The 22,685-nt window shown below is 73.1% G+C and carries 19 protein-coding genes; 4 read left to right on the forward strand and 15 right to left on the reverse strand.

Going from position 1 to position 22,685, the window contains the following annotated elements:
* Positions 1-137 precede the first annotated feature (137 nt).
* From LCD33_RS08720 to LCD33_RS08740, 4 genes are all read right to left on the reverse strand, one after another.
* Entirely contained in the window at positions 138-1,586 is a 1,449-nt protein-coding gene (locus tag LCD33_RS08720; RefSeq protein ID WP_224977708.1) for a cell wall metabolism sensor histidine kinase WalK, read from the reverse strand.
* Positions 1,580-2,305 carry a response regulator transcription factor gene (locus LCD33_RS08725; RefSeq protein ID WP_224958743.1) on the reverse strand — a complete coding sequence of 242 codons (726 nt, stop codon included), beginning with the start codon at positions 2,303-2,305 and terminating at the stop codon, positions 1,580-1,582. Before LCD33_RS08725 ends, LCD33_RS08720 begins: the two co-directional genes overlap by 7 nt.
* A 158-nt stretch (positions 2,306-2,463) precedes the next feature.
* Positions 2,464-4,677, reverse strand: coding sequence for a glycosyltransferase family 39 protein (locus LCD33_RS29190; protein ID WP_304612889.1), 2,214 nt, complete (start codon positions 4,675-4,677; stop codon positions 2,464-2,466).
* The gene (locus LCD33_RS08740) at positions 4,674-5,945 is read right to left on the reverse strand and encodes a glycosyltransferase (RefSeq protein ID WP_374108021.1); all 1,272 of its coding nucleotides are present in this window, start codon (positions 5,943-5,945) and stop codon (positions 4,674-4,676) included. Before LCD33_RS08740 ends, LCD33_RS29190 begins: the two co-directional genes overlap by 4 nt.
* Before the next feature lie 279 nt (positions 5,946-6,224).
* Here LCD33_RS08740 and LCD33_RS08745 point away from each other — a divergent pair, with 279 nt between their 5' ends.
* From LCD33_RS08745 to LCD33_RS08755, 3 genes are all read left to right on the forward strand, one after another.
* Entirely contained in the window at positions 6,225-8,456 is a 2,232-nt protein-coding gene (locus LCD33_RS08745; RefSeq protein ID WP_224977709.1) for a glycosyltransferase family 39 protein, read from the forward strand.
* 323 nt (positions 8,457-8,779) lie between these two features.
* Positions 8,780-10,069, forward strand: a complete 1,290-nt coding sequence (locus LCD33_RS08750) for a glycoside hydrolase family 27 protein (RefSeq protein ID WP_224977710.1) — start codon at positions 8,780-8,782, stop codon at positions 10,067-10,069.
* 193 nt (positions 10,070-10,262) lie between these two features.
* Positions 10,263-10,970: a GAF and ANTAR domain-containing protein gene (locus tag LCD33_RS08755; RefSeq protein ID WP_224977711.1), complete on the forward strand. Its 708-nt coding sequence runs from the start codon at positions 10,263-10,265 to the stop codon at positions 10,968-10,970.
* Positions 10,971-11,096: 126 nt separating this feature from the next.
* Here the strand turns inward: LCD33_RS08755 and mutM are convergent, their stop codons facing one another.
* The 6 genes from mutM to LCD33_RS08785 form a co-directional block, all read right to left on the reverse strand.
* Positions 11,097-12,011, reverse strand: a complete 915-nt coding sequence (mutM, locus tag LCD33_RS08760; RefSeq protein ID WP_224967105.1) for a bifunctional DNA-formamidopyrimidine glycosylase/DNA-(apurinic or apyrimidinic site) lyase — start codon at positions 12,009-12,011, stop codon at positions 11,097-11,099.
* A gap of 171 nt (positions 12,012-12,182) precedes the next feature.
* Positions 12,183-13,007, reverse strand: a complete 825-nt coding sequence (rnc, locus tag LCD33_RS08765) for a ribonuclease III (RefSeq protein WP_374108020.1) — start codon at positions 13,005-13,007, stop codon at positions 12,183-12,185.
* Between the two features lie 17 nt (positions 13,008-13,024).
* Positions 13,025-13,207 carry a 50S ribosomal protein L32 gene (gene rpmF, locus LCD33_RS08770; RefSeq protein ID WP_184481814.1) on the reverse strand — a complete coding sequence of 61 codons (183 nt, stop codon included), beginning with the start codon at positions 13,205-13,207 and terminating at the stop codon, positions 13,025-13,027.
* Between the two features lie 2 nt (positions 13,208-13,209).
* Complete coding sequence (locus tag LCD33_RS08775) at positions 13,210-13,788, reverse strand: DUF177 domain-containing protein (RefSeq protein WP_224959210.1); 579 nt, start codon at positions 13,786-13,788, stop codon at positions 13,210-13,212.
* Between the two features lie 349 nt (positions 13,789-14,137).
* Complete coding sequence (locus LCD33_RS08780) at positions 14,138-14,875, reverse strand: DivIVA domain-containing protein (protein WP_224959223.1); 738 nt, start codon at positions 14,873-14,875, stop codon at positions 14,138-14,140.
* A gap of 208 nt (positions 14,876-15,083) precedes the next feature.
* Positions 15,084-15,518 (reverse strand): ribonuclease domain-containing protein, encoded by a 435-nt coding sequence (locus LCD33_RS08785; RefSeq protein ID WP_224959212.1) that lies wholly within the window; start codon positions 15,516-15,518, stop codon positions 15,084-15,086.
* Between the two features lie 101 nt (positions 15,519-15,619).
* Between LCD33_RS08785 and LCD33_RS08790 the strand changes: the two genes are divergently transcribed.
* Complete coding sequence (locus tag LCD33_RS08790; RefSeq protein ID WP_224959214.1) at positions 15,620-16,075, forward strand: GNAT family N-acetyltransferase; 456 nt, start codon at positions 15,620-15,622, stop codon at positions 16,073-16,075.
* A gap of 3 nt (positions 16,076-16,078) precedes the next feature.
* Here LCD33_RS08790 and coaD read toward each other — a convergent pair whose 3' ends face one another.
* The 5 genes from coaD to LCD33_RS08815 form a co-directional block, all read right to left on the reverse strand.
* On the reverse strand, positions 16,079-16,573 hold the full coding sequence (gene coaD, locus LCD33_RS08795) for a pantetheine-phosphate adenylyltransferase (RefSeq protein WP_224959216.1): 495 nt from the start codon (positions 16,571-16,573) through the stop codon (positions 16,079-16,081).
* A 118-nt stretch (positions 16,574-16,691) separates the two neighbouring features.
* Positions 16,692-17,324: a 16S rRNA (guanine(966)-N(2))-methyltransferase RsmD gene (gene rsmD / locus LCD33_RS08800; RefSeq protein WP_224959217.1), complete on the reverse strand. Its 633-nt coding sequence runs from the start codon at positions 17,322-17,324 to the stop codon at positions 16,692-16,694.
* Positions 17,325-17,424: 100 nt separating this feature from the next.
* On the reverse strand, positions 17,425-17,880 hold the full coding sequence (locus tag LCD33_RS08805; RefSeq protein ID WP_224959224.1) for a L,D-transpeptidase: 456 nt from the start codon (positions 17,878-17,880) through the stop codon (positions 17,425-17,427).
* 209 nt (positions 17,881-18,089) lie between these two features.
* Entirely contained in the window at positions 18,090-18,890 is an 801-nt protein-coding gene (locus LCD33_RS08810; RefSeq protein ID WP_224959219.1) for an SAM-dependent methyltransferase, read from the reverse strand.
* 225 nt (positions 18,891-19,115) lie between these two features.
* A complete protein-coding gene (locus LCD33_RS08815; protein ID WP_224959226.1) occupies positions 19,116-22,493 on the reverse strand; it encodes a pyruvate carboxylase in 3,378 nt (1,125 codons plus the stop codon).
* Positions 22,494-22,685: the final 192 nt, after the last annotated feature.

Here is a 22,685-nt window from a genome sequence, read left to right on the forward strand (position 1 = left end):
ACCCCCCACCCACCCGGCGGCCGGCGGCGGGGGGGGGGCGGGGGCCCCCGCCCCCCCCCCCCCGGGCGGGGGGCCCCCCCCCCCCACCCCTGGTGAACGCCCCCACCGGTTCGGGTGCCGGTGGGGGCGTTCGCGCGTCAGCTCAACGGGATCAGCAGGCGGAAGGTCGAACCGGACGGGCTCGTGGCCAGCTCCACCCGGCCGTTGTGCGCCTCCGCGATCGCCGCGGTGATCGCCAGGCCCAGGCCGGTGCCGCCCTCCGAGCGCTCGCGCCCGTCGTCCACCCGGTAGAACCGGTCGAAGATCCGCTGCGCGTGCTCCGGCGGGATCCCCGGCCCGGCATCGCTGATCGACACCACGCCCATCGCGGTGCCCGGCCGCACCTCGGCTCCCGCCGCGAACACCCCGTCGCGCGCCGAACCGTGCGCCACCTCCACCCGCACCGGCGTGCCCGGCGTCGTGTGCACCAGCGCGTTCGTCATCAGGTTCGTCAGCACCTGCCGCAACCGCGGGCCGTCCCCCAGCACCCGCACCGCGCGCTCCGGTACCACCAGCTCGATCTCGCGACTCGGGTCCCGCACCCGCGCGTCGCCCGCGATGTCGGTGGCCAGCGGCACCAGGTCCAGGTCCACCAGGTCGATCGTGCGTTCCCGGTCCAGGCGGGCCAGCAGCAGCAGGTCCTCCACCAGCGCGCCCATCCGCACCGCTTCGCTCTCGATGCGGGACATCATCATCCGCACGTCCTGCTCCCCCGGCGACTCGCTGCGCCGGTACAGCTCGGCGAAACCGCGGATGGAGGTCAGCGGGGTGCGCAGCTCGTGCGAGGCGTCCGCGACGAACCGGCGCAACCGGTGCTCGGACTGCTCCCGCTGCTGCAGCGCGGCCACCAGCCTGCCCAGCATCGTGTTCAGCGCCGCGCCCAGCCTGCCCGTCTCCGTGCTCGGGTCCTGGTCGGCGACGCGGCGTTCCAGGTCGCCGGTGGCGATGGCGTGCGCGGTGTGCTCGATGCGGGTCAGCGGCCGCAACCCCAGCCGCACCGTCACCATCGACGCCGCCGCCAGCAGCACCACCACGATCCCGCCCACCACCAGCTCGATGATGGTCAGCCACTGCAAGGTCTGGTTGACGTCGCCGGTGGACAGCGCCAGCGCCACCTTCTCCCCGTTCGGCCGGCTCTCGGTGAGCACCCGCCAATCCGAGCCGCCGGAGCGGTCCGGCACCGTGATGATCTCGCCGACCGGACCCGGCCGGCGGATCATCGGCTGCCGCGGATCGGTCTCCGTCGGACCGGCCACCGACCACAACCGGCCTTCCTCGTCGAACAGCAGCGCCCGGAACTCGGTGGGCAGCCGCGGCCCCGAGCCGTGGTCCTCCGGTCCCTCGCCGGGCATCGGGCGCGGCCGGTCGTCCAGCCACGGGCGCGCCATCTCGTGCAGCCGCCCGTCCAGCTTGTCCAGCAGCGAATCCCGCAGCAGCAGCTGGCTGGCGAAGCCCATCGCCACCAGGCCGGTCACCGTCGCGCCGATCAGCAGCAGCAGCAACCTGCCGCGCAAGGTGCGGGTGAACCGCCGCATCCGGGTCAGCATCGGGGACGCTCCTCCGGCGGGATGCGCAGCACGTAGCCGACGCCGCGGATCGTGTGGATCAGCGCAGGCCGGGTGAAGTCGACCTTGCGGCGCAGGTAGCTGATGTAGGACTCGACGATGCGGCTGTCCCCGCCGAACTCGTAGTTCCACACCCGGTCCAGGATCTGGCCCTTGCTGACCACCTTCTCCGCGTTGATCAGCAGGTAGCGCAGCAGCTTGAACTCCGTCGGAGACAGGTTCACCAGCTGCCCGGCTCGCCGCACCTCGTAGGTCTCCTCGTCCAGCTCCAGGTCCTGGTAGCGCAGCCGCGAATCCGGTTCGGCGACCTGCTCCGGCTGGGCGCGGCGCAGGATCGCGCGCAACCGCAGCACCACCTCGTCCAGGCTGAACGGCTTCGTCACGTAGTCGTCGCCGCCCGCGGTGAGCCCCGCGATCCGGTCCTCCACCGCGTCCCGCGCCGTCAGGAACAGCACCGGCACCGCGTCCCCGCCCTCGCGCAGCCGCCGCGCCACCGTGAAGCCGTCCTGGTCCGGCAGCATCACGTCCAGCACCACGATGTGCGGGCGGAAATCGCTCGCGGCGCGCAACGCCTCGGCTCCGCTGGCGGCGCCGCGCACCTCGAAACCGCTCAGCCGCAGGGCGGCGGTGAGCAGTTCCAGGATGTTCGGCTCGTCATCGACGACCAGTACGCGCGCCGACGGCGCCTTCGCATCAACCACGGGGCAAGGATCTCTCACTCGGCTGGGGACTCGCTGAACGGATGCTGGGAACGGCCTGCGTGCCAGGACGCCCCGGGGCGCGCTCGTCGTCGAACGCGACCCGGGGCGCCCCGGCCGGCTCCGCCACCGGGCCTGCGCGCGGGCCCGGCGGCAGGGGCTCAGCCCCGGCAGTCGTAGAGACCGCCGGAGGACTGGCCGTCCTGCTCGGAGCCGGTGCCCCCGTAGGTGGCGGCGTCCACCAGGGTGCAGTGCTGCTCCACCCACTCCTGGCGCTCGGTGGCGGCACCGCCCTGGCCGCCGGGCATCCCGCCGCCCTGCGAGCGGCCGTCCTGGCCGTCCTGGGCCTGATCGTCCTGGTTCTGGCCGTCCTGGGACCGCTGCCCGGACGTGCCGCCCGGACCACCGCCACCGGGGCCGCCCATGCCGCCGAGCTGCACGAAACCGAGCTGCCCGGCCTCCTGCCAGGAGGCCAGCTGCACCACCGACGGGGCGTCGTCGCTGCCGGTGAACCCGCCCATGCCGATCACCCGGACATCGCTGTTGATGATGTAGGAGCCCGCGCCGTGCGCCCCGCCCTCGACGGCGAGCGGGATCTCCCGGTCACCGGCCTGCGCGGTCACGTACGCCAGCAGCGACTCCTGCTCGTCGGTGAGGGACTCGTCGCTCATGCCGCCGGGGCCGCCGCGGGACTGCCCGCCGCCGGGCCGCGAGTTCCGGTCCTGCGAGCCCTGGGCGTTCTGGTCCGGCCCGTCCTGCCCCCGGGAGTCCTGCCCGTCGCGCCCCGGCATGCCACCAGGACCACCACCACCGGGACCGCCGCCGCCCGGACCGCCCATGCCGGTGGACGGACCGGCCGTCGGGTTCGCCCCGCCCATGCCGCCTCCGCCGTCCGACGCGAACGCCGTCGCCGCCGACCACACGCTCGGCACCGCCAGCACCGCGGCCAGCGACAACGTCAGCGCCACCGTGCCCACGGCGCCCCTGCCGCGGCCGAGCAGCAGCGCGAGCACCGCGAGCACGCCCAGCCCGATGGCCAGGTACCCGGCCCAGCCGTTCCAGTCGGCGTTGCGGAACACCAGCACCGCCGCCCACGCCACGGTGAGCACCACGCCCAGCGGCAGCAGCAGCCACCCCTTGCCCGCGCCCGACCGGTACGACTTCCAGAACCGGACCAGCCCGGCCCCGGCCACCGCGCCGACCGCGGGCGCCAGCATCGTCGTGTAGTACGGGTGCATCGTGCCCTGGGCGAAGCTGAACATCAGCCAGATGAACACCAGCCAGCCGCCCCACAGCACCCAGCCCGCGGCCTCGAAGCGGTCGCCCGGCTCCCCGGCGCGGCGCCGCAGCACCGCCCCCACCACGACGGAAATCAGCACCAGCGCGCACAGCGGGAACAGCCAGCTGATCTGCCCGGCGAGCTGCTCGTTCGCGAACCGCAGCAGCCCGGACTCACCGGAGAAACCACCGCCGCCACCGGGCCCGCCACCGCCAGGACCACCGCCGGAGGAGGAGCCCCCGCCTCCGCCGTTGCCCTCGCCGCCGAAGATCCGGCCGAACCCGTTGTAGCCGAAGATCAGGTCCAGCGCGGAGCCGTCCTCGCTGCCCCCGATGTAGGGCTTCGGCGACGGCCACAGCACCGTCGCCGCCACCCACCAGAACGAGGTGACCAGCACGGTCACCGCGGCCGCCACCAGGTCCAGCGCCTTGCGCCCCCAGGGCGCCCGCCGACCCACCAGGTACACCGCGATGAACACCGGCAGCAGCATCCACGCCTGCAACATCTTCGTCAGGAACCCGCAGCCGACCAGCGCCGCCGCACCCACCAGCCACCAGGTCGCGCGGGAGGCGCGCTCCGCCGAGACGGCCCGGGTCAGCGCGTAGGCGGCGCCCAGCACCAGCAGCACCAGCAGCGTGTCCGGGTTGTTGTCCCGGTTGATCGCCACCGTGATCGGCGTCAGCGCCATGACCAGCGCCGCCAGCAGCGCGGCGTGCTCCCCCGCCCACCGGCGCACCACGCGGTGCAGCAGGAACACCCCGGCGACGCCCATCACGACCTGCGGGAACAGCACCGCGAACCGGCTGAAGCCGAAGATCTTCGCGGACACCACCTGGACCCACAGCGCCATCGGCGGCTTGTCCACGGTGACCACCCCGGCCGGGTCGAACGACCCGAACAGGAAGTTCTCGAAGCTCTGCGACATCGACTTGACCGCCGCCGAGTAGTACGTGTTGCCCCAGGACGAGCCGATCCCCCACGCGTAGAGGACCGCGGCGAGCAGGCAGATCGCGCCGAGCGCGAACGGCTGCCACCGCCTCCGCCGGGGTGCGTCGACGGCGTCCGCTGCGGGTGCGCCGAGTGCGACCGTGGTCATGCTGCTTCCTTTTCGGAGGAGGGAACGGGAGTGGGCTGCGGCGTCCTCGGGCGGAACACCCAGGACCGCAGCAGTACGAAGCGCAGCGCGGTGCCGACGACCGAGGAGGCGATCAGCACCAGCACCTCCAGCCAGCGGGAGGCGTCCGGAACCGCGGCGTCGAGCGCCAGCAGCGCGCCGGAGGTCACCACGTAGTACAGGGCGAACACCACCAGCCCCTGCACGTGCACCCGCCCGGACGACGCGGCCCGCCCGACGAAGGTGAACCGGCGGTTCGCCTCGGTGTTCCACAGGGTCGTCACGGTCAGCGCCACCAGGTTCGCCACCAGCGGCGGCCACCACGACCGCAGCAGCGCGTACAGCACCGACGTGGCCACTGTGGACAAGATGCCGATGATGCCGAAGGAGAACAGCTGCCACAGCAGGCCGTTCTCCCGCTCCGCGAGCACCGCCTGCGGGTGCGCGGCGCGCGGTTCCGGTCGCCGCGGCAGGCCCTCGACGGTGGCGGCACCGGTCAGCTTCGCCCGCGCCACCCGCAGCAGCCCGGCGAGGTCGTCGGTGGCGGTCTTGGTGACGTTGACGCGGGTGTCGACGTCCTCGACCCAGTCCACCGGCACCTCGTGCACCCGCAGCCCGTTGTGCTCGGCCAGCAGCAGCAGTTCGGTGTCGAAGAACCAGGAATCGTCCTCGACCTTGCGCAGCAGCGGCCGGATCACGTCGGTGCGCGCCGCCTTGAACCCGCACTGCGCGTCGGAGAACCGCGCGCCGTGCGTCCAGCGGATCACCTTGTTGTAGGCCCGCGAGATCAGCTCCCGCTTCGCCCCGCGGATGGTGCGCGAGCCCGGCGCCAGCCGGGACCCGATGGCCAGGTCCGAATGCCCGTTGACCAGCGGCGCCACCAGCGGCAGCAGCCCGTCCAACCCGGTGGAGAGGTCCACGTCCATGTAGACCACCACGTCCGCGTCGCTGTAGCCCCACGCGGTGCGCAGCGCCAGTCCCCGGCCCTTGCGGTCCAGGTGCAGCACCCGCACGTTGGGCATCGACTCGGCCAGCTCGTGGGCGACGCGCAGCGTCCCGTCGGTGCTGGCGTTGTCGACGACCGTGATCGTCCAGTTGAACGGGAAGTCGTGCTCGAGGTGGTCCCGGAGCACGTGCAGGCACCCGGGCAGCGAACGCTCCTCGTTGTAGACCGGGATCACCAGATCGACCGTCGCCGTCTCGCGCGCCATCGCCCCCCGGCGCGCGGTCTCGACACTTCCTTGCGGCATCACGTTCATCCCTTTCCACGTTCTCCCGCTCCTGACATCACGGCCGGCAGCACTGGCGACCCGGGTTCCATGAAGCACCGCCGGGTTGTCCAGGGCCTCGGTACGAGGTGGGAGTTCGCTGGGAATCCGCGACCGCCGCGCGCGCCCGCTCCCGGCCCGGAGCGGCGGGTGCTGCACGAACGGCCGCCGGACCGGTCGAGGAGTGCGCGGCGGACGTCCAGCCGATTCCCAGCTTCGCCGTCCACCGTCGGGGCCGACGGCGAGCGGAGGAGTGACGCGGTGGAGCAGGAACGGTCCCGGGCGGCCCGGTGGGTGCTGGGCAGGAGGACGGACCCGGTGTGGGCGCGGCCGGCGCTGATCGCGGTGCTCGCGGTCGCGGCGGTGCTCGACACCTGGGCGCTGTCGATCAACGAGTGGGCGAACACGTACTACTCGGCGACGGTGCTGGGCATGACGCAGAGCTGGAAGGCGTTCTTCTACGGCTCGCTGGACGCGGCCTCGTTCATCACCGTGGACAAGCCGCCGCTGGCGCTGTGGGTGCAGGCGCTGTCGGCGCGGGCGTTCGGCTTCAACACGTGGAGCCTGCTGGTGCCGCAGGCCGTGTTCGCCGTGCTCACCGTGGCCGTGGTGCACCACCTGGTGCGGCGTTCCTTCGGGCACGCCGCGGGCCTGCTGGCGGCGCTGGTGCTGGCGGTGACGCCGATCGCGGTGGCGATGGCGCGGCACAACAACCCGGACGGGCTGCTGGTGCTGCTGACCGCGCTCGCGATCTGGGGCGCGTCCAACGCGATCCGCTCCGGGAAGCTCTCGCCGCTGGTGTGGAGCGCGGTGGCGATCGGCCTCGCGTTCAACGTCAAGATGCTGCAGGCGTACTTCGTCGTCCCGGTGATCGCGGTGGTGTACCTGGTGGCGGCCCGGCCGCGGTGGCCGCGGAAGCTGCTGAACCTCGGCGTCGCCGGGCTGGTGCTGGCCGGGGTGAGCGCCTCGTGGCTGGTCGCGGTGGACGCGGTGCCCGCCGCCTCGCGGCCCTACGTCGGCGGCAGCACGGACAACACGGTGCTGGACCTGCTGCTCGGCTACAACGGGCTCGGGCGGGTGCTCGGGCAGAACCACATCATGTCGCCCGGGATGACCGGCGGCGGCGGTGGCGGCGGGATGCCGGGCGGGATGCCGCCCGGCGGTGGCGGCCCCGGCGGGATGGGCGGTCCCGGGGGCGGCGACGAGGGGCTCACCCGGCTGATCAGCGACCAGGTGGCCGGGCAGATCTCCTGGCTGTTCCCGCTGGCGCTGTGCGGTGCGATCGCCGCGCTGGTGCACCTGCGGCGGCGGCCCGCGCGGGACGCGCAGCGCGCGGATCTCCTGCTGTGGCTGGGAACCCTGCTGGTGACCGCGGCGGTGTTCACCTTCGCCTCCGGCATCTGGCACCCGTACTACTCGGTGGCGCTCGCGGCACCGCTCGCGGCCGTGGCCGGCATCGGCGTGGTGTGCATGGTGCGGCTGTTCCGGGTCTCGGCCGGGTGGGGCGCGCTGCTGCCGCTGTCGATCGCGGCGACCGGGGCGTGGGCGTGCGCGGTGCTGGACCCCGACTGGATCGGCTGGCTGCCGCCGCTGATCGCGGTGCTCACCACGGTGTCGGTGCTGGCGCTGGTAGCGCTGCTCGCCGTCCCCCGGCAGCGGCGGATGCGGGCGAAGCTCGCGCTGGCGGCCTTGCTGGCCGGGCTGGTCGCGGTGCTGTCCGGGCCGACGGCCTACGCGCTGACCGCGCTGAGCACGCCGATCCAGGCGACGTTCCCGTCCGCCGGGCCCTCCGCGCAGGGCGGCCCGGGCGGTGGCGGCCCGGGGCGCGGTCAAGGCGGTCCCGGCCCGGACGGTCGTGGTGGACCCGGGGCCGACGGGCGGAGCCCGGGCGCGCCGAGCGCCGACGGGCAGGACTCCGGCGGCCGGGACTCGGCCGCCCCGAACGGGAACGATCCGAACGCGGACGGCCCCGGTTCGGGCGGGCAGGTCCCGGACGGCCGGAACGGCGACGGCCAGGGCTCCCGGACGGGCGGCGACGGCCGCCGCGGCGGCCCCGGCGGCCAGAGCACCGAGGTCAGCGACGAGGTGGTCCGCTACCTCACCGACCACCACCGGGACGAGACCTGGCTGGTCGCCGTCGTCGGTGCCATGGTGGCCGCGCCGATCATCCTGGACACCGGCGAGCCGGTGATGGCCGTCGGCGGCTACAACGGCAACGACCCGGCCCCTACCGTCGACCGGCTGCGGACCTACGTCGAGGAAGGCGAGTTGCGCTACGTGTGGACCAACGGCAGCTCCGGGGTGCGGAGCACGGGCGAGGAGGTCGACACCCGCGTCGTCGACGAGTCGATGGCCTGGGTCGCCGAGCACTGCACCGCCGTCGACCCGGCCGAGTACGGCGGCACGGCCGCGACGACCGGCTCCGGGCCGACGACCGGTACCGGCGGGGAGGACGCCCCGACCCGGCTCTACGACTGCGCGAACCGGCACTGATGCCGAGGGGAACCGCTCGCCGGGTGCCGAGCATCGCGCTCGCCCTGCTGGTCGTGCTCGCGCTGGCGGGCACCAGCGCCCCGCCCCGGGACACCGCCGCGGGGGGGGGGGGGGGGGGGGGGGGCCCCCCCCCCCCCCCCCCCGCGCGGGGGGGGGGGGGGGCGGCGGGCGGGGGCGGGGGGGGGCGCGGGGGGGCCGGGGGGGGGGGGGGCCCCCCGGGGCCCGCCGGGGGGGGGGGGGCCGGGGGGGGGGCCCCCCGCCCCCCCCCCGGCCCCCCCGCGGGGGGGCCCCCCCCCCGGGGCCCCCCCGCGGCCACCCCGCCGATGGGCTGGAACAGCTGGAACACCTTCGGCTGCGACATCGACGAGGCGAAGATCCGCGGTGTCGCGGACGCGATGGTGGCGTCGGGGATGCGCGACGCGGGCTACCGCTACGTCGTGGTGGACGACTGCTGGTACGAGCCGGACCGCGACGCCGCCGGGAACCTGCGGGCCGACCGCACCCGCTTTCCCAGCGGCATGGCGGCGCTCGGCGAACACCTGCACGCGCAGGGCCTGCTGTTCGGGATCTACGCGTCGCCGAACGTGCGGACCTGCGCGCAGCGCACCGGCGCCTACCCGGGTGCGACCGGCAGCGGCGACCGGGAGGTGCAGGACGCCCGGACCTTCGCGTCCTGGGGCGTTGACTACCTCAAGTACGACTGGTGCTCCGGCGGCGGTTCCACCCGCAACGTGCGCGTCGCGTTCACCGCGATGCGCGACGCGCTCGCCGCCACCGGCAGGCCGATCGTCTACAGCACCAACCCGAACAGCAACTTCCCCGGCGAGCCGGGGGAATCGGAGGACTGGTGCGGGGTCGCGCACCTGGCGCGCACCACCGAGGACATCCAGCCGGTGTGGGATTCCGGGCACCGCAACGAACATCCGATGGGCGTGCGCAACATCATCGACGTCCACAGTGGACTGGCAGATCGGGTGCGCCCGGGCTGCTGGAACGACCCGGACATGCTGGAGGTCGGCGTGCACGGCGTGAACGGCTACGCCGGGCTCACCCCCGACGAGGAGCGCACCCACCTGAGCATGTGGGCCATGTTCGCCGCCCCGCTCATCGCGGGCAACGATCCCCGCACGATGTCCGAGGCGGACCGCGCGCTGCTCACCGATCCCGAACTGCTCGCCGTGGACCAGGACCCGCTGGGCGCGGCCGCGCACCGGGTTCGCGGCGGCGACCACCAGGTGTGGGTGAAGCCGCTGCTCGACGGCACCGCCATCGCCCTCCACAACCAGGCCGACACCCCGGCCCGCATCACCACGGGCCCCGCCGAACTGGGCCTCCCCGCCGGAGCGCGCCTCGCCCGGAACCTGAACGACGGCACCACCGGCCCGCTCACCGCCGACGTCCCCGCCCACGGCACCGTGCTGCTCCGCATCGACCACCTCAGCCGACCCGGTGCGCACCGCAGACCCGGCACACCATCCGGTCACCCGCGTCGGAACGGAGCCCCGCGCCCGGGTGCGCGGTCAAGGTGTGGTGCCCGCAGACGCCGCACGCCCCCGCCGAAGGCGGGTCGAACGCGCCGAGGGAACCGAGCTCCGCGGCGCTGGGGCCGGTGAGCTGTGAACGTTCGTGCAGGGCCATGAGCAGCTCCCTCGGACGAGGCGACGACGTCGCCGGTGCGGGGTCCGGAGGCTGCTGCTCAACCACCCCGCACAACGCCCACCCCGCCCGCGGCATTCCCGCGCGGGTGTCAGCGGCTTCCAGAACGGGTACCGACCGGGGAAATCGCCCACCGACCGGGAGGTGACCGTGTCCAACGGCTCCGAGGAGCTGGCGATCGCGTTGGCGACCATGCCGCGGGACCTGCTCTCGCAGCGCAGCGTGCAGCTCACCTTGGACCGCATCTGCGAGCACGCGGTGCGGCTGGTCGACGGCTGCGAGCACGCCGGGATCCTGACCCTGCACGGCGCGGGACGCGGGCGGCGGGCCGAGACCCTGTCGGTCACCCACGAGCTGGTCACCCGTTCCGATCAGATCCAGGTCGACCTCGGCGAAGGCCCGTGCCTGGACGCCGCGCAACACCGCGAGCAGGCGTATCGCATCAGCGACATGACCAGCACCCCGCACTGGCCGCGCTACGCGGCGAAGGCCCGCGACCTGGGCATCGGCAGCATGATGGGCTTCCTGCTCTACACCGAGGAGGACGAGCTCGGCGCGCTGAACCTCTACTCGTCGCGGCCCGCCGCCTTCACCGAACACTCCGAGCTGATCGGCTGGATCATGGCCTCGCACGCCGCGGTCGCCTTCTCCTCGGCCCGCGTCGACTCCCAGCTGCACGCCGCGGTCGCCACCCGGCAGCTCATCGGGGAGGCGATCGGCATCGTCATGGAGCGCTACAAGATCTCCGAGGACCAGGCCTTCGACGTGCTGCGGACCAGTTCGCAGCACGGCAACGTCAAGCTCCGGGACGTCGCCGAGCAGGTCACCACCACCGGCGAGATCCCCGGCGCCCGCTAGCCCGACCGGCGTGATTCGCACGGCGCGGGCACGGGTAGCCGACGCCCGGGTCAGGAGACACCGCTCGAGCGTGGCACTGGTCCAGGGCCCCTCGGTTCATCGCAGCAGCCGGGGGGCCCGCCCGCGTCACCGGTGCGCGTTGCGGGGTTCCGGTTGGCACACCGGGCAGCTGTAGGACGACCGGTTCATGAACGCGTCCCGCCGCACCACCGCCCCGCACCGCGGGCAGGGCCGCTCCGCCTGGCCGTACACGGCGAGCGACCGGTCGAAGTAGCCGGACTCGCCGTTGACGTTGACGTACAACGCGTCGAAGGAGGTCCCGCCCACCTGCAGCGCCTCCCCCATCACCTCGGTGACGGCCGCGAGCAGCGCCCGGACCTCCGGGCGGGTCAGCGTGGCGGTGGGCCGCGCCCAGTGCAGCTTCGCCCGCCACAGCGCCTCGTCCGCGTAGATGTTGCCGACGCCGGAGATCAGGCTCTGGTCCAGCAGCGCCCGCTTCACCCCGGTGCGCCGCGACCGCAGCTTCGCCACCACCGCGTCGACGTCGAACGCCTCCTCCAGCGGGTCCGGCGCGATGTGCGCCACCGGCGTCGGCAGCAGCACGCCGCCGACCTCCACCTGGTCGGCCAGGGCCAGGCCGCCGAACGTGCGCTGGTCCACGAACCGCAGCTCGGGACCGCCGTCGGCGAACGCGAACCGCACCCGCAGGTGCTTCTCGTCCGCGGTCCCCACCGGTTGCACCAGCAGCTGCCCGCTCATCCCCAGGTGGGTCAGCAGGGCCTCGCCGGGCGCGTCCGCGGTGCCGACGAACTCGGTGGCCTGCGGTGCCGCGTCCTCGTCCAGCACCAGCCACAGGTACTTGCCCCGCCGCCGCACGCCGTGGACGGTGCGCCCGGCCAGCCGGGCGGCGAAGTCCTCCGGCCCGGGGACGTGCCTGCGCACCGCGCGCGGGTGCAGGACGTCCACCGCGGACACGGTCCGTCCGGTCACGTGCTCGGCGACGCCGCGCCGCACCACCTCGACCTCGGGCAACTCGGGCACGCGCCCACCTTTCGGCACCACCGGGGAACGCCGCGCGACGGCGGCGGAACGTCGGCGCGCGCGCCGCGGCGCGCGCGAAAAAAGCCGGTCGAGCAGAGGATCCCGCGGCGGCCGGAGCCGCCGGAGGTTCCACCGCTCGACCGGCAGTGCACTCGCTCTAACGCAGGACGATCACGCCGGATCGCCGTCGCGGGCCGAACCGCCGGGGGCGCTCGCGGCGGACTCGTCCGTCCCGCCGGTTCCCTCCCCGGACTGGTCGGCCTCGTCCTGAGCGTTCTGCTCCCGCTCGGACAACGAGCGCCACGCCGCCTCGGCGGCCTTCTGCTCGGCTTCCTTCTTGGTCCGGCCGTCACCCTCGCCGAGGGTGTCGCCCGCCACGGACACGAACGCGCTGAACTCCTTGCGGTGATCAGGGCCGCGTTCCTGCACCCGGTACTCCGGTACGCCCCGGCCGGTGGCCGCGGTGAGCTCCTGCAGGCTCGTCTTCCAGTCCAACCCGGCACCGCGCTGCGGCGCCTCGGTCAGCAACGAGCCGAACAGGCGGTAGATCAGGTCCCTGGCGACCTCGATGCCGTTCTCCAGGTACACCGCGCCGAGCACCGCTTCCAGGCTGTCCGCCAGGATGCTCGCCTTGTCCCGACCGCCGGTGAGCTCCTCACCGCGGCCGAGCAGCAGGTACCTGCCGAGCCCGCCCTCACCGAGGGTCCGGGCCACGCCGGCCAGCGCGTGCATGTTCACCAAGCTCGCGCGCAACTTCGCCAGCTGCCCTTCCGGCAGGTCCGGGTGCTCCCGGTACAGCCGGTCGGTGATCACCAAGCCCAGCACGGAGTCGCCGAGGAACTCGAGCCGCTCGTTCGGCGGCAGACCACCGTTCTCGTACGCGTAGGAGCGGTGCGTCAGGGCGAGCGTGAGCAGCTCGGCGTCGAGTTCGACGCCGAGCGCTGACAGCAACGGGGCCCGGTCCGCAACGCGGTTCCGGGACTGCTTTCCCCCCACTCCGCGATCCGCGCGCGTCAGGCGGGCTGGACGACCTGGCGGCCGTCGTACTGGCCGCAGGCCGGGCAGACGACGTGCGGCAGCTTCTGCTCCCGGCAGGCCCGGTTCGAGCACTGCACCAGGGTCGGCGCGGTGGCCTTCCACTGGGACCGGCGGTGCCGGGTGTTGGAGCGGGACATCTTGCGCTTGGGGACGGCCACGACTAGTTCTCCTCTTCGTTCCCGCCGAACCGCTCACGCAGCGCGGCCCAGCGAGGGTCCATCGTCTCATGGGTGTGATCGGAGCCGAGTTCGGCCCACTTCACCCCGCACCCGGTGCACAGACCTTCGCAGTCCTCGCTGCACACCGGGGACGTGGGCATCGTCAGCAGCATCGCGTCCCGCACCGCGGGCTCCAGGTCGATCAGCTCGTCGACGACGCGGCTGACCTCGTCCTCGTCGGTGGTCGCCTCGGTGGTGCTGTCCGGGTAGGCGTACAGCTCGCGCAGCTCGATCTCGATCTCCTCGGAGAACTGGTCGAGGCAACGCGCGCACTCACCGGTGAACTCCGCCGTGGCGGTGCCCGAGATCAGCACCCCTTCCACCACCGACTCCGCCAGCACGTCGAGCTGGACGGGGTCGCCTTCCGGCACCCCGATCATGTCCAGGCCGAAACCGGCGGGCGCGGGGGCGCTGCGGCTGAAGCTGCGGCTGCTGCCCGCGCGGTGGCCGAGCTCGCGGGTGTCGATCACCCACGGGCCGACCTGCGGGGCGGCACTTGCTGCATCACGGTTCTGGGACATCACGAATCTCGTCGAAGCGAAGGGGCGGGTCAAGGTGCCAGCCGACGGCTGAACGACCGCGTCTGGTCGGTGCTGCCGGGCCAGGTGCGGTTCCGCGATGGCACGAGCGGCCGGAACCGCTCAGCGCGCGGAGCTCCGGCCGGTACCGGGCGCCGGACCCGGGTCCACGGCCCGCGCCCGCGGAGCGGGAGGCTCCGGAATGCGGGATCGACGAGCGTCGAGTGGAACCGGCCAAGCGACCGGAGCACATCCGGACGGACCTCGCACGGCCATCGCGTTCAGGGTACGCCACGGCCGCGACCACCCGGAATCACCCCGGTCGCACGCGCGGACCGGTGGATCCGCCGGGTCAGTTCTCCTCGTAGGCGGGCGCGCCGTGCCGGGTCTCCTCGTAGTCGAACGGGACGCCGACCGGGCTGCGCAGCTGCTGGCGGCCCTTGCCCACGGTGCGCAGCGTGCGGCTGAGCAGGTCCTCGAAGTCGGCGAGCCGCGCGTCCACGTAGGCGTCGCACTCGCTGCGCAGCCGCTCCGCGTCCTCCTGGGCGGCTTCGGTGATGCGCCTGGCCTCGGCGTGCGCGGCCTGCGCGACCTCGGTGTCGGCGACCAGCCGGGCCTGCTCGGAGCGGCCTTCGTGCACGGACTGGTCGTAGGCGGCCCGGCCGGCCTGCACCATGCGGTCGGCCTCGGACTGGGCGCGGCCCACGTAGTCCTCGTACTCGCGGCGGCCCGCGGTCACCGACTCCTCGGCGTGGGCGCGGGCGTCGGCGATGAGCTGGTCGGCCTGCTCCTGGGCGTCGGCGACGAGCTGCTCGGCCTCGGCGCGCGCGGAGGACAGGGTGCGGTCCGCTTCGGACCTGGCGTCCCCTATCGCCTTCCCGGACTGCGCCTCCGCCTTGGACACCACGTCGTCGCGGTGGTCGAGCACGTCCTGGGCGTCGTCGAGCTCCTGCGGGAGCGCGTCCCGCACGTCGTCGAGCAGCTCCAGCACGTCGCCGCGGGGAACGACGCAGCCCGAGGTCATCGGTACCCCGCGCGCCTCCTCCACGATCGTGACGAGCTCGTCCAACGCCTCGAAAACCCGGTACACCTCGATCTCCCTGCCGTCGTAGCCGCCCGGAGCGGCAAGCATGACACCAGACCCCGGCCCCGGGGATCACGGGTCGGCCGATCACCAGTGTGCCGCCGAGGCTCGCCCGAAGTGGGGAACCTCGCCGCGCGTGTCCCGTTTCACGCCGCCCGGACGCGAACGGGCCGCCCGCCCCGGAGGACGAGCGGCCCGCGCGGCGGCCGGGAGGTCAGCCGTTGATGTCGGTGATGGAGAAGCTCTCGTAGTGGTCGTCGGTGTAGAAGAACTCACCGTTCTCCCCGACGACGAACCGGCGCGCACCGCGGTCGTCGCTGCCGGGGGTCTCGACGGTGTACTCCTTGTAGTAGCCGCTCGCGCAGTCCGGGAGGATGCCCTCGCGGTTGCTGAACGTGCCGCCGTCCTGCGGGTACGGGTACGGGCCACCGGCCTTGATCAGGTCGACGGTCTCGGCGGCCTCGGCGGGCAGCGCGGAGAGCTTCACCGCGTCGAACCCGGAGGTGTCGCCGCACTCGGCCGCGGCGACGTGGTGGGTCTGGGGGCCGACCGGGTCGGCGGACAGCGCGGTCACCGAGACGCCGAACAGGCCCGCGACGGCGAGCACACCGGCCAGCAGGACGTTCATGGCTTTCGACGAGATCTTCATGCCCGGACGCTAACCCGCGGCCATGATCAGCTGGTGGCTTGTCGTGAACACGAAGCCGGGTGGACGCACAGTTCACCCGCACGTGGTCCTACGGTCGGATCATGACATCTCCCGTTCTCCGCAGCGCCGCCGAAGCCGACCTGTCCGCGATCGTGGACCTGCTCGCCGACGATCCGCTGGGGCGGCTGCGGGAGAAGCCCGGCGATCCGGCGTACGCGGCGGCGTTCGCGGCGATCGAGGCCGACCCGAACCAGCTGCTCGCCGTCGCCGACCGGGACGGCGAGATCGTGGGCACGCTGCAGCTCACGTTCATCCCGGGTCTCTCGCACGCGGGCGCGACCCGGGCCCAGCTGGAGGCGGTGCGGGTGCGGGCGGACGAGCGCGGGAACGGGCTCGGCGGGGAGATGGTGCGCTGGGCGGTGGCGCAGGCGCGCGGGCGGGGCGCCCGGATCCTGCAGCTCACCAGCAGCAACTCGCGGGAGCGGGCGCACCGGTTCTACGAGCGGCTGGGCTTCGAGCGCAGCCACGTGGGGATGAAGCTCGACCTCACCGGGTGAGCGTCAGGAGTGCTCGGCGTTGCGCTCGGCGACGCGGTCCACCAGCCGCTGCTCGATCTTCGGCGGGACCAGGCTCGCCACGTCGCCGCCGTAGGTCGCGACCTCCTTGACCAGCGAGCTGGCCAGGAAGCTGTAGAGCGGGTTCGTCGACATGAACAGGGTCTCCACCCCGGACAGCCGTTGGTTCATCTGCGCCATCTGCAGCTCGTAGTCGAAGTCGCTGACCGCGCGCAGGCCCTTGACGATCGCCGAGATCTCGTTCTCCCGGCAGTAGTCCACCAGCAGGCCGTGCCAGGAGTCGATCCGCACGTTCGGCCACGGCTCGGTGACCTCGCGGAGCATGTCCAGCCGCTCCTCCACGGTGAACAGGCTGCGCTTGCTCTTGTTCACCAAGACCGCGACGACCACCTCGTCGAACAGGCCCGCGGACCGCTCGATGATGTCGAGATGGCCGTTGGTGGCCGGGTCGTAGGAGCCAGGACACACGGCACGTCTCATGAGGCCGGACGTTAGCACCGGGCCGCGGCCCGCTCAGGCCGGACGTGGCACGGGTCACCGCTCGATCGGACGTGCCCGATCCGGGCTGCTGCCCGGCTTCCGGGACCGTCCGGCCGTCCTACTGGGACCCGCGATCCGCCGGGAAAGCCCGCTCGTCCTCCGGAAAGCTCTGCTCGTCCGCCGGGAAGGCCCGCTCGTCCTCCAGGAAGGCCCAGTGCACCGCGGTGTCGCCGTAGCGGCGGGTGCGGTCGGCGACCAGCGGGGCCGGCCAGGCCGGATCGCCGCTGCGGGTGGACTGCTCCAGCACGACGAGCCCGCCGGGCGCGGTCCAGCCCCCGGTGGCCAGCGCGGCCAGCACCTGGGCCAGCCGGGCCGGGTCGAGGTCGTAGGGCGGGTCGGCCAGCACCACGTCGTAGGGCTCGCCGGGCGGGGTGGCCAGCGCGGTCTCCGCCTTGGCCTGCTCGACGACGACCTGCCGGAAGCCGAGGGCCGCGGCGTTGCGCCGGATGATCTGCGCGGCGCGGCGGTCCGCTTCGACGAACGTGGCGTGCGCGGCGCCGCGGGAGAGCGCTTCGAACCCGAGCGCCCCGGAACCGCCGTAGAGGTCCAGCACCCGCGCCCCGTCGAGGTCCACGGCGGCTTCGAGCGCGCTGAACACGGCCTCGCGGACCCGGTCCGAGGTGGGCCGGGTCCCGCGCGGTGGCACGTCGATCCGCCTGCCGCCCGCACTCCCCGCCACGATCCGAGTCACCGGCCCATCTTCGCACCGCCGGGGACGGCGCCCGTGCGGGCCTCCGGACGCGAAGCGGGGCGGCACCCGCGCGGATGCCGCCCCTGCTCGTGCTGCTGGATCACTGCACGACCTGGACCTCGTCACCGGGGTTGAGGGTGTCGAAGAACTTCTTGGCCGCCGTGGTGGACAGGTGCACGCACCCGTTCGACTCCTGTTCGAGGCTGCCCTCGTGGAAGGCGACCCCGGTCGTGGTGAAGAACACCGAGTTCGGCATCGGCGCGTTGTCGAACTCGCCGCTGCGGTGGTCGGCGTCCTTCCACTGCACCCGGAAGGTCCCGACGGGGGTCTCCGATCCGGCCTTCCCGGAGGTCAGCGGCACCGGCCCGTAGAAGCCCTGGCCGTTCTCCTGCAGCCACGCCTGCTTCGACGACAGGTCCACGCAGGCCTTCGCCGTCGCCTGGCAGGGCGTCACGTCCCCGGCGTCCGCGTAGGCGGCGGTGCCGGTGAGGGCCGCCCCGGCGACCAGGGCGGCCACGGTGGCCGTCCGACCGAGGCGCTTGTTCACGTTGCGCATGGGCTTCACGTCCCTTCCTGCTTCCGCAGTTCACACCACCGTGCCACAGGCACAGGGGTTCGAACACACCGCGGTCACCGGAATGCGCTTCCACACCACCACTTTCACCACATCGGCCCCGGAACTCCCGAGCGGCAAGGGATATTTCGGACGTCGGGGACGTGTTGTCCTTGTCGCACAAGGACTTCCGATCACGCGGGGTGGCCCCGTCAGCGCCGCGGGGTGGCGACGGCCGCGTAGCAGGCGGCTTCGGAGGGGACGTGGTCCGGGGCGAGCGGGCCGTCCGGGTGCCAGTTCGCGGGGTGGACCAGGCCCGGCTCGACGAACTCGAAGTCCGCCAGCAGCGCGGTGATCTCCTCCTTGGAGCGCAGCACCAGCCGCTCCGAGCCGCCGGCGTTGAACGTCTCCGCGGTGCGGTGCACCTCCGGGTGGTCGTCCGCGGTCAGGTGCGAGAACACCAGGAACGAGCCGGGCCGCATCGCCTTCCGGTAGGCGGCCAGCGCGCTCGCCGGATCGTCCTCGTCGGTGAGGTAGTGCGTCATCGCGACCATCAGCACCGCCACCGGTTCCGCGAGGTCCAGCAGCCGCAACGCCTCCGGGTGGCCGAGGATCGTCTCCGGTTCGCGCATGTCGGCGTGCAGCACCGTGGTGCGCGGGTCCTCGGCGAGCAGCGCGCGGCTGGCGGCGACGGCCACCGGGTCGAGGTCCACGTAGACCACGCGCGCCTCCGGATCGCCCTGCTGCGCGATCTCGTGCACGTTGCCGACGGTCGGCATCCCGGAGCCGAGGTCGAGGAACTGCCGGATCCCGGCCCGCAGGCAGTACCGCACGGCGCGGGCCAGGAACGCGCGGTTGTCGAGGGCGGGCTGCGGCGTGGCGGGGAAGATCTCCTTGATCGCGTCGAGGACCTTGCGGTCGACCTCGAAGTTGTGCGACCCGCCGAGGCCGTAGTCGTAGATCCGGGCCGCGCTGGCCTTGCTGATGTCGGCGCCCCTGGGCAGCTCCCGCACGGTTCCTCCGTCGCTCGTGCCCGGGTGCTGCTCTGCACCCGGCCCGCGGTCCCGGAACCGGCCGCGACGCGCGGTGCGGTGCGGTGCGGTCACGGTACCCGCCCGATCCCGCAGCGCACGACGCCGCGACCGCGTCACGCCGACCGCAGCGGCCCGAACCCGGCACCCCGAACGCACCGGTGGGGCGGGTGCGATCGCACCCGAGCCACCGGAGGTCGTGCCGGACTACCCGATCTCGGCGATCAGGTCGCCGCCCTCCACCTGCTGCACCCGGCCGATGGCGAGCCGCTTGACCTGGCCGGCCTGCGGCGCGGTGATCGCGGCCTCCATCTTCATCGCCTCGATCGTCGCGATGGTCTGCCCGGCGGAGACCTCATCGCCTTCGGCGACGGCGAGCGTGACCACACCGGCGAACGGGGCGGGCACGTGGCCGGGATTACCGCGGTCGGCCTTCTCCGCCACCGGCAGGTCGGTGGCCACCGAGCGGTCCCGCACCTGGATGGGCCGCAGCTGGCCGTTGAGGATCGCCATCACGGTGCGGATGCCGCGCTCGTCGGCCTCGCTGATCGCTTCGAGCCCGATGAGCAGCCGCACGCCCGGGTCGAGGTCGACGGAGTACTCCTCGCCGGGCCGCAGCCCGTAGAAGAAGTCCTTGCTGCGCAGCAGCGAGGTGTCCCCGTAGGCCTCGCGGTGCTCGGTGAACTCCTTGGTGGGCTTGGCGAACAGCAGCCGGTTGAGCGTGCCGCGGCGGTCGTCCGCCAGCCCGGTCCGGTCCTCCGCGGTGAGCTCGGCGAGCTTCCGGCCACCGGTGCGCCCTTCCAGCGCCCGGGTGCGGAACGGCTCCGGCCAGCCCGCGGGCGGCTCGCCCAGTTCGCCCTGCAGGAAGCCGATGACGGAGTCCGGGATGTCGAACTTGCGCGGCTCCGCCTCGAAGTCGGCGGGGTCGACGCCCGCACCGACCAGGTGCAGCGCCAGGTCGCCGACGACCTTCGAGGACGGGGTGACCTTCACGAGCCTGCCGAGGATGAGGTCGGCGGCCTCGTACATGGCCTCGATCTCCTCGAACTTGTCGCCGAGGCCGAGCGCGACGGCCTGGGTGCGCAGGTTCGACAGCTGCCCGCCGGGGATCTCGTGCCGGTACACGCGGCCGGTGGGCGCGGCCAGGCCCGCCTCGAACGGCTGGTAGATCTTGCGCACCGACTCCCAGTACGGCTCCAGGTCGCACACCGAGCGCAGGTCCAGCCCGGTGGCCCGGTCCGTGTGGTCGGTCGCCGCGACGACCGAGGACAGCGCGGGCTGCGAGGTGGTGCCCGCCAGCGAGGCCACGGCCCCGTCGACCGCGTCCACCCCGGACTGCACGGCCGACAGGTAGGTGGCCAGCTGCCCGCCCGGCGTGTCGTGGGTGTGCAGGTGCACCGGCAGGTCGAACTCGCGGCGCAGCGCGGTGACGAGCTCGGCGGCGGCGGGCGCGCGCAGCAGCCCGGCCATGTCCTTGATGGCCAGCACGTGCGCCCCGGCCTCCACGATCCGCTCGGCCAGCCGCAGGTAGTAGTCCAGCGTGTAGACCTCCTCCGCCGGGTCCAGCAGATCACCGGTGTAGCAGAGCGCCACCTCGGCGACGGACCTGCCGGTGTCCCGGACGGCCTGGATGGCGGGGCGCATCTGCTCGACGTCGTTGAGCGCGTCGAAGATGCGGAAGATGTCGATGCCGGTGTCGGTGGCCTCCTGCACGAAGTGCTCGGTCACCTCGGTCGGGTAGGGCGTGTACCCGACGGTGTTGCGCCCGCGCAGCAGCATCTGCAGGCAGATGTTCGGCACCGCTTCGCGCAGCTTCGCCAACCGCTCCCACGGGTCCTCGGCGAGGAACCGCAGCGCCACGTCGTAGGTGGCGCCGCCCCAGCACTCCAGGGACAGCAGCTCCGGCGTCATCCGCGCCACGTGCGGCGCGACGGCCAGCAGGTCCTTGCTGCGCACCCGGGTCGCCAGCAGCGACTGGTGGGCGTCGCGGAAGGTGGTGTCGGTGACGCCGACGGCGTCGGACTCCCGCAGCCAGCGGGCGAAGCCCTCCGGGCCGAGTTCGGTGAGCCGCTGCTTGGAACCGTCCCGCGGCGGGGCGCTCAGGTCGGCCTCGGGCAGCTTGAGCACCGGGTCCGCGGCGGTGGGGCGCGGCCCGTTCGGCTGGTTCACCGTCACGTCGGCCAGGTAGTTCAGCAGCCGGGTCCCGCGGTCGGCGGAGTGCCGCGCGGTCAGCAGGTGCGGGCGCTCCTCGATGAAGGAGGTGGTGACCCGGCCGCCCGCGAAGTCGTCGTCCTCCAGGACCGCCTGCAGGAACGGGATGTTCGTGGCCACGCCGCGGATCCGGAACTCGGCGAGGGCGCGCCGGGCGCGGGCCACCGCGGTCCCGAAGTCCCGGCCGCGGCAGGACAGCTTCACCAGCATCGAGTCGAAGTGCGGGCTGATGCTGGTGCCCGCGAACGCGGTGCCGCCGTCGAGCCGGATGCCCGCGCCGCCCGGCGAGCGGTAGGCGCTGATCATGCCGGTGTCCGGCCGGAATCCGTTGGTGGGGTCCTCGGTGGTGATCCGGCACTGCAGCGCGGCGCCGCGCAACCGGACCGAGTCCTGCGTCATGCCCAGGTCGGCCAGCGTCTCGCCCGCGGCGATGCGGATCTGGGACTGCACGAGGTCGGCGTCGGTGACCTCTTCGGTGACGGTGTGCTCGACCTGGATGCGCGGGTTCATCTCGATGAACACGTGCCTGCCCTGCTCGTCGACGAGGAACTCGACGGTGCCCGCGTTCACGTACCCGATCTTGCGGGCGAAGGCGACGGCGTCGGCGCAGATGCGTTCGCGGAGCTCGGGGTCGAGGTTGGGGGCGGGCGCGATCTCGATGACCTTCTGGTGCCGCCGCTGCACCGAGCAGTCCCGCTCGAACAGGTGGATCACTTCGCCGGTCGCGTCGGCGAGGATCTGCACCTCGATGTGCCGCGGGTTCACCACGGCCTGCTCCAGGAACACCGTGGGGTCGCCGAAGGCGGATTCGGCTTCCCGCATCGCGGCTTCCAGGGCTTCGCGGAGCCCGCCGAGCTCGGCGACGCGGCGCATCCCGCGGCCGCCACCGCCCGCGACGGCCTTCACGAACACGGGGAACGGGATCGTCTCCCCCACCGACATGAGCTCGTCGATGTCCGCCGACGGCGCGGAGGAGTCGAGCACGGGTACGCCCGCTTCGCGGGCCGCGGCCACTGCGGTGGCCTTGTTCCCGGCCATTTCGAGGATCTCGTGGCTCGGCCCGACGAACGTGATGCCCGCGTCGTGGCAGGCCTTCGCCAGGTCCGGGTTCTCGGAGAGGAACCCGTAACCGGGGTAGATGGCGTCGGCGCCCGCGGTCTGCGCCGCCTTGATGACCTCCTCCACCGAGAGGTAGGCGCGCACCGGGTGGCCCGGTTCGCCGATCTCGTAGGACTCGTCGGCTTTCAAGCGGTGCAGCGAGTTGCGGTCTTCGTGCGGGAACACCGCGACGGTGCCCGCGCCGAGCTCGTAGCCCGCGCGGAAGGCTCGGATCGCGATTTCGCCACGGTTGGCGACGAGGACCTTGCGAAACATGCCGGCTACCTCCTGGACAGGTGTCGGACGGTCCCGAAACGGTACCGCGAAAATTCCGCCTGACGAGAGAATCAAGGAGTGACCCACGTCATCCGACCGTAATGACCTGCGAGGACACCGAGTGCGCACAAGCCCTGCGGGAAAGAAATATCCTTGATTTTCCCTTTTCTGCAAGATCGGGAACATGATCCG

The organism is Saccharopolyspora sp. 7B (genome assembly GCF_020177435.1).
Classification (GTDB): Bacteria; Actinomycetota; Actinomycetes; order Mycobacteriales; family Pseudonocardiaceae; genus Saccharopolyspora_C; species Saccharopolyspora_C gregorii.

Bases quoted from the DNA above. Each gene is read 5' to 3' on its own strand.
- LCD33_RS08720 (WP_224977708.1), bottom strand. From the start codon at position 1,586: ATGCTGACCCGGATGCGGCGGTTCACCCGCACCTTGCGCGGCAGGTTG.
- LCD33_RS29190 (WP_304612889.1), bottom strand. From the start codon at position 4,677: ATGACCACGGTCGCACTCGGCGCACCCGCAGCGGACGCCGTCGACGCA.
- LCD33_RS08740 (WP_374108021.1), bottom strand. From the start codon at position 5,945: ATGCCGCAAGGAAGTGTCGAGACCGCGCGCCGGGGGGCGATGGCGCGC.
- LCD33_RS08750 (WP_224977710.1), top strand. From the start codon at position 8,780: ATGGGCTGGAACAGCTGGAACACCTTCGGCTGCGACATCGACGAGGCG.
- LCD33_RS08775 (WP_224959210.1), bottom strand. From the start codon at position 13,788: ATGTCCCAGAACCGTGATGCAGCAAGTGCCGCCCCGCAGGTCGGCCCG.
- LCD33_RS08785 (WP_224959212.1), bottom strand. From the start codon at position 15,518: ATGAAGATCTCGTCGAAAGCCATGAACGTCCTGCTGGCCGGTGTGCTC.
- LCD33_RS08790 (WP_224959214.1), top strand. From the start codon at position 15,620: ATGACATCTCCCGTTCTCCGCAGCGCCGCCGAAGCCGACCTGTCCGCG.
- coaD (WP_224959216.1), bottom strand. From the start codon at position 16,573: ATGAGACGTGCCGTGTGTCCTGGCTCCTACGACCCGGCCACCAACGGC.
- LCD33_RS08805 (WP_224959224.1), bottom strand. From the start codon at position 17,880: ATGCGCAACGTGAACAAGCGCCTCGGTCGGACGGCCACCGTGGCCGCC.
- LCD33_RS08815 (WP_224959226.1), bottom strand. From the start codon at position 22,493: ATGTTTCGCAAGGTCCTCGTCGCCAACCGTGGCGAAATCGCGATCCGA.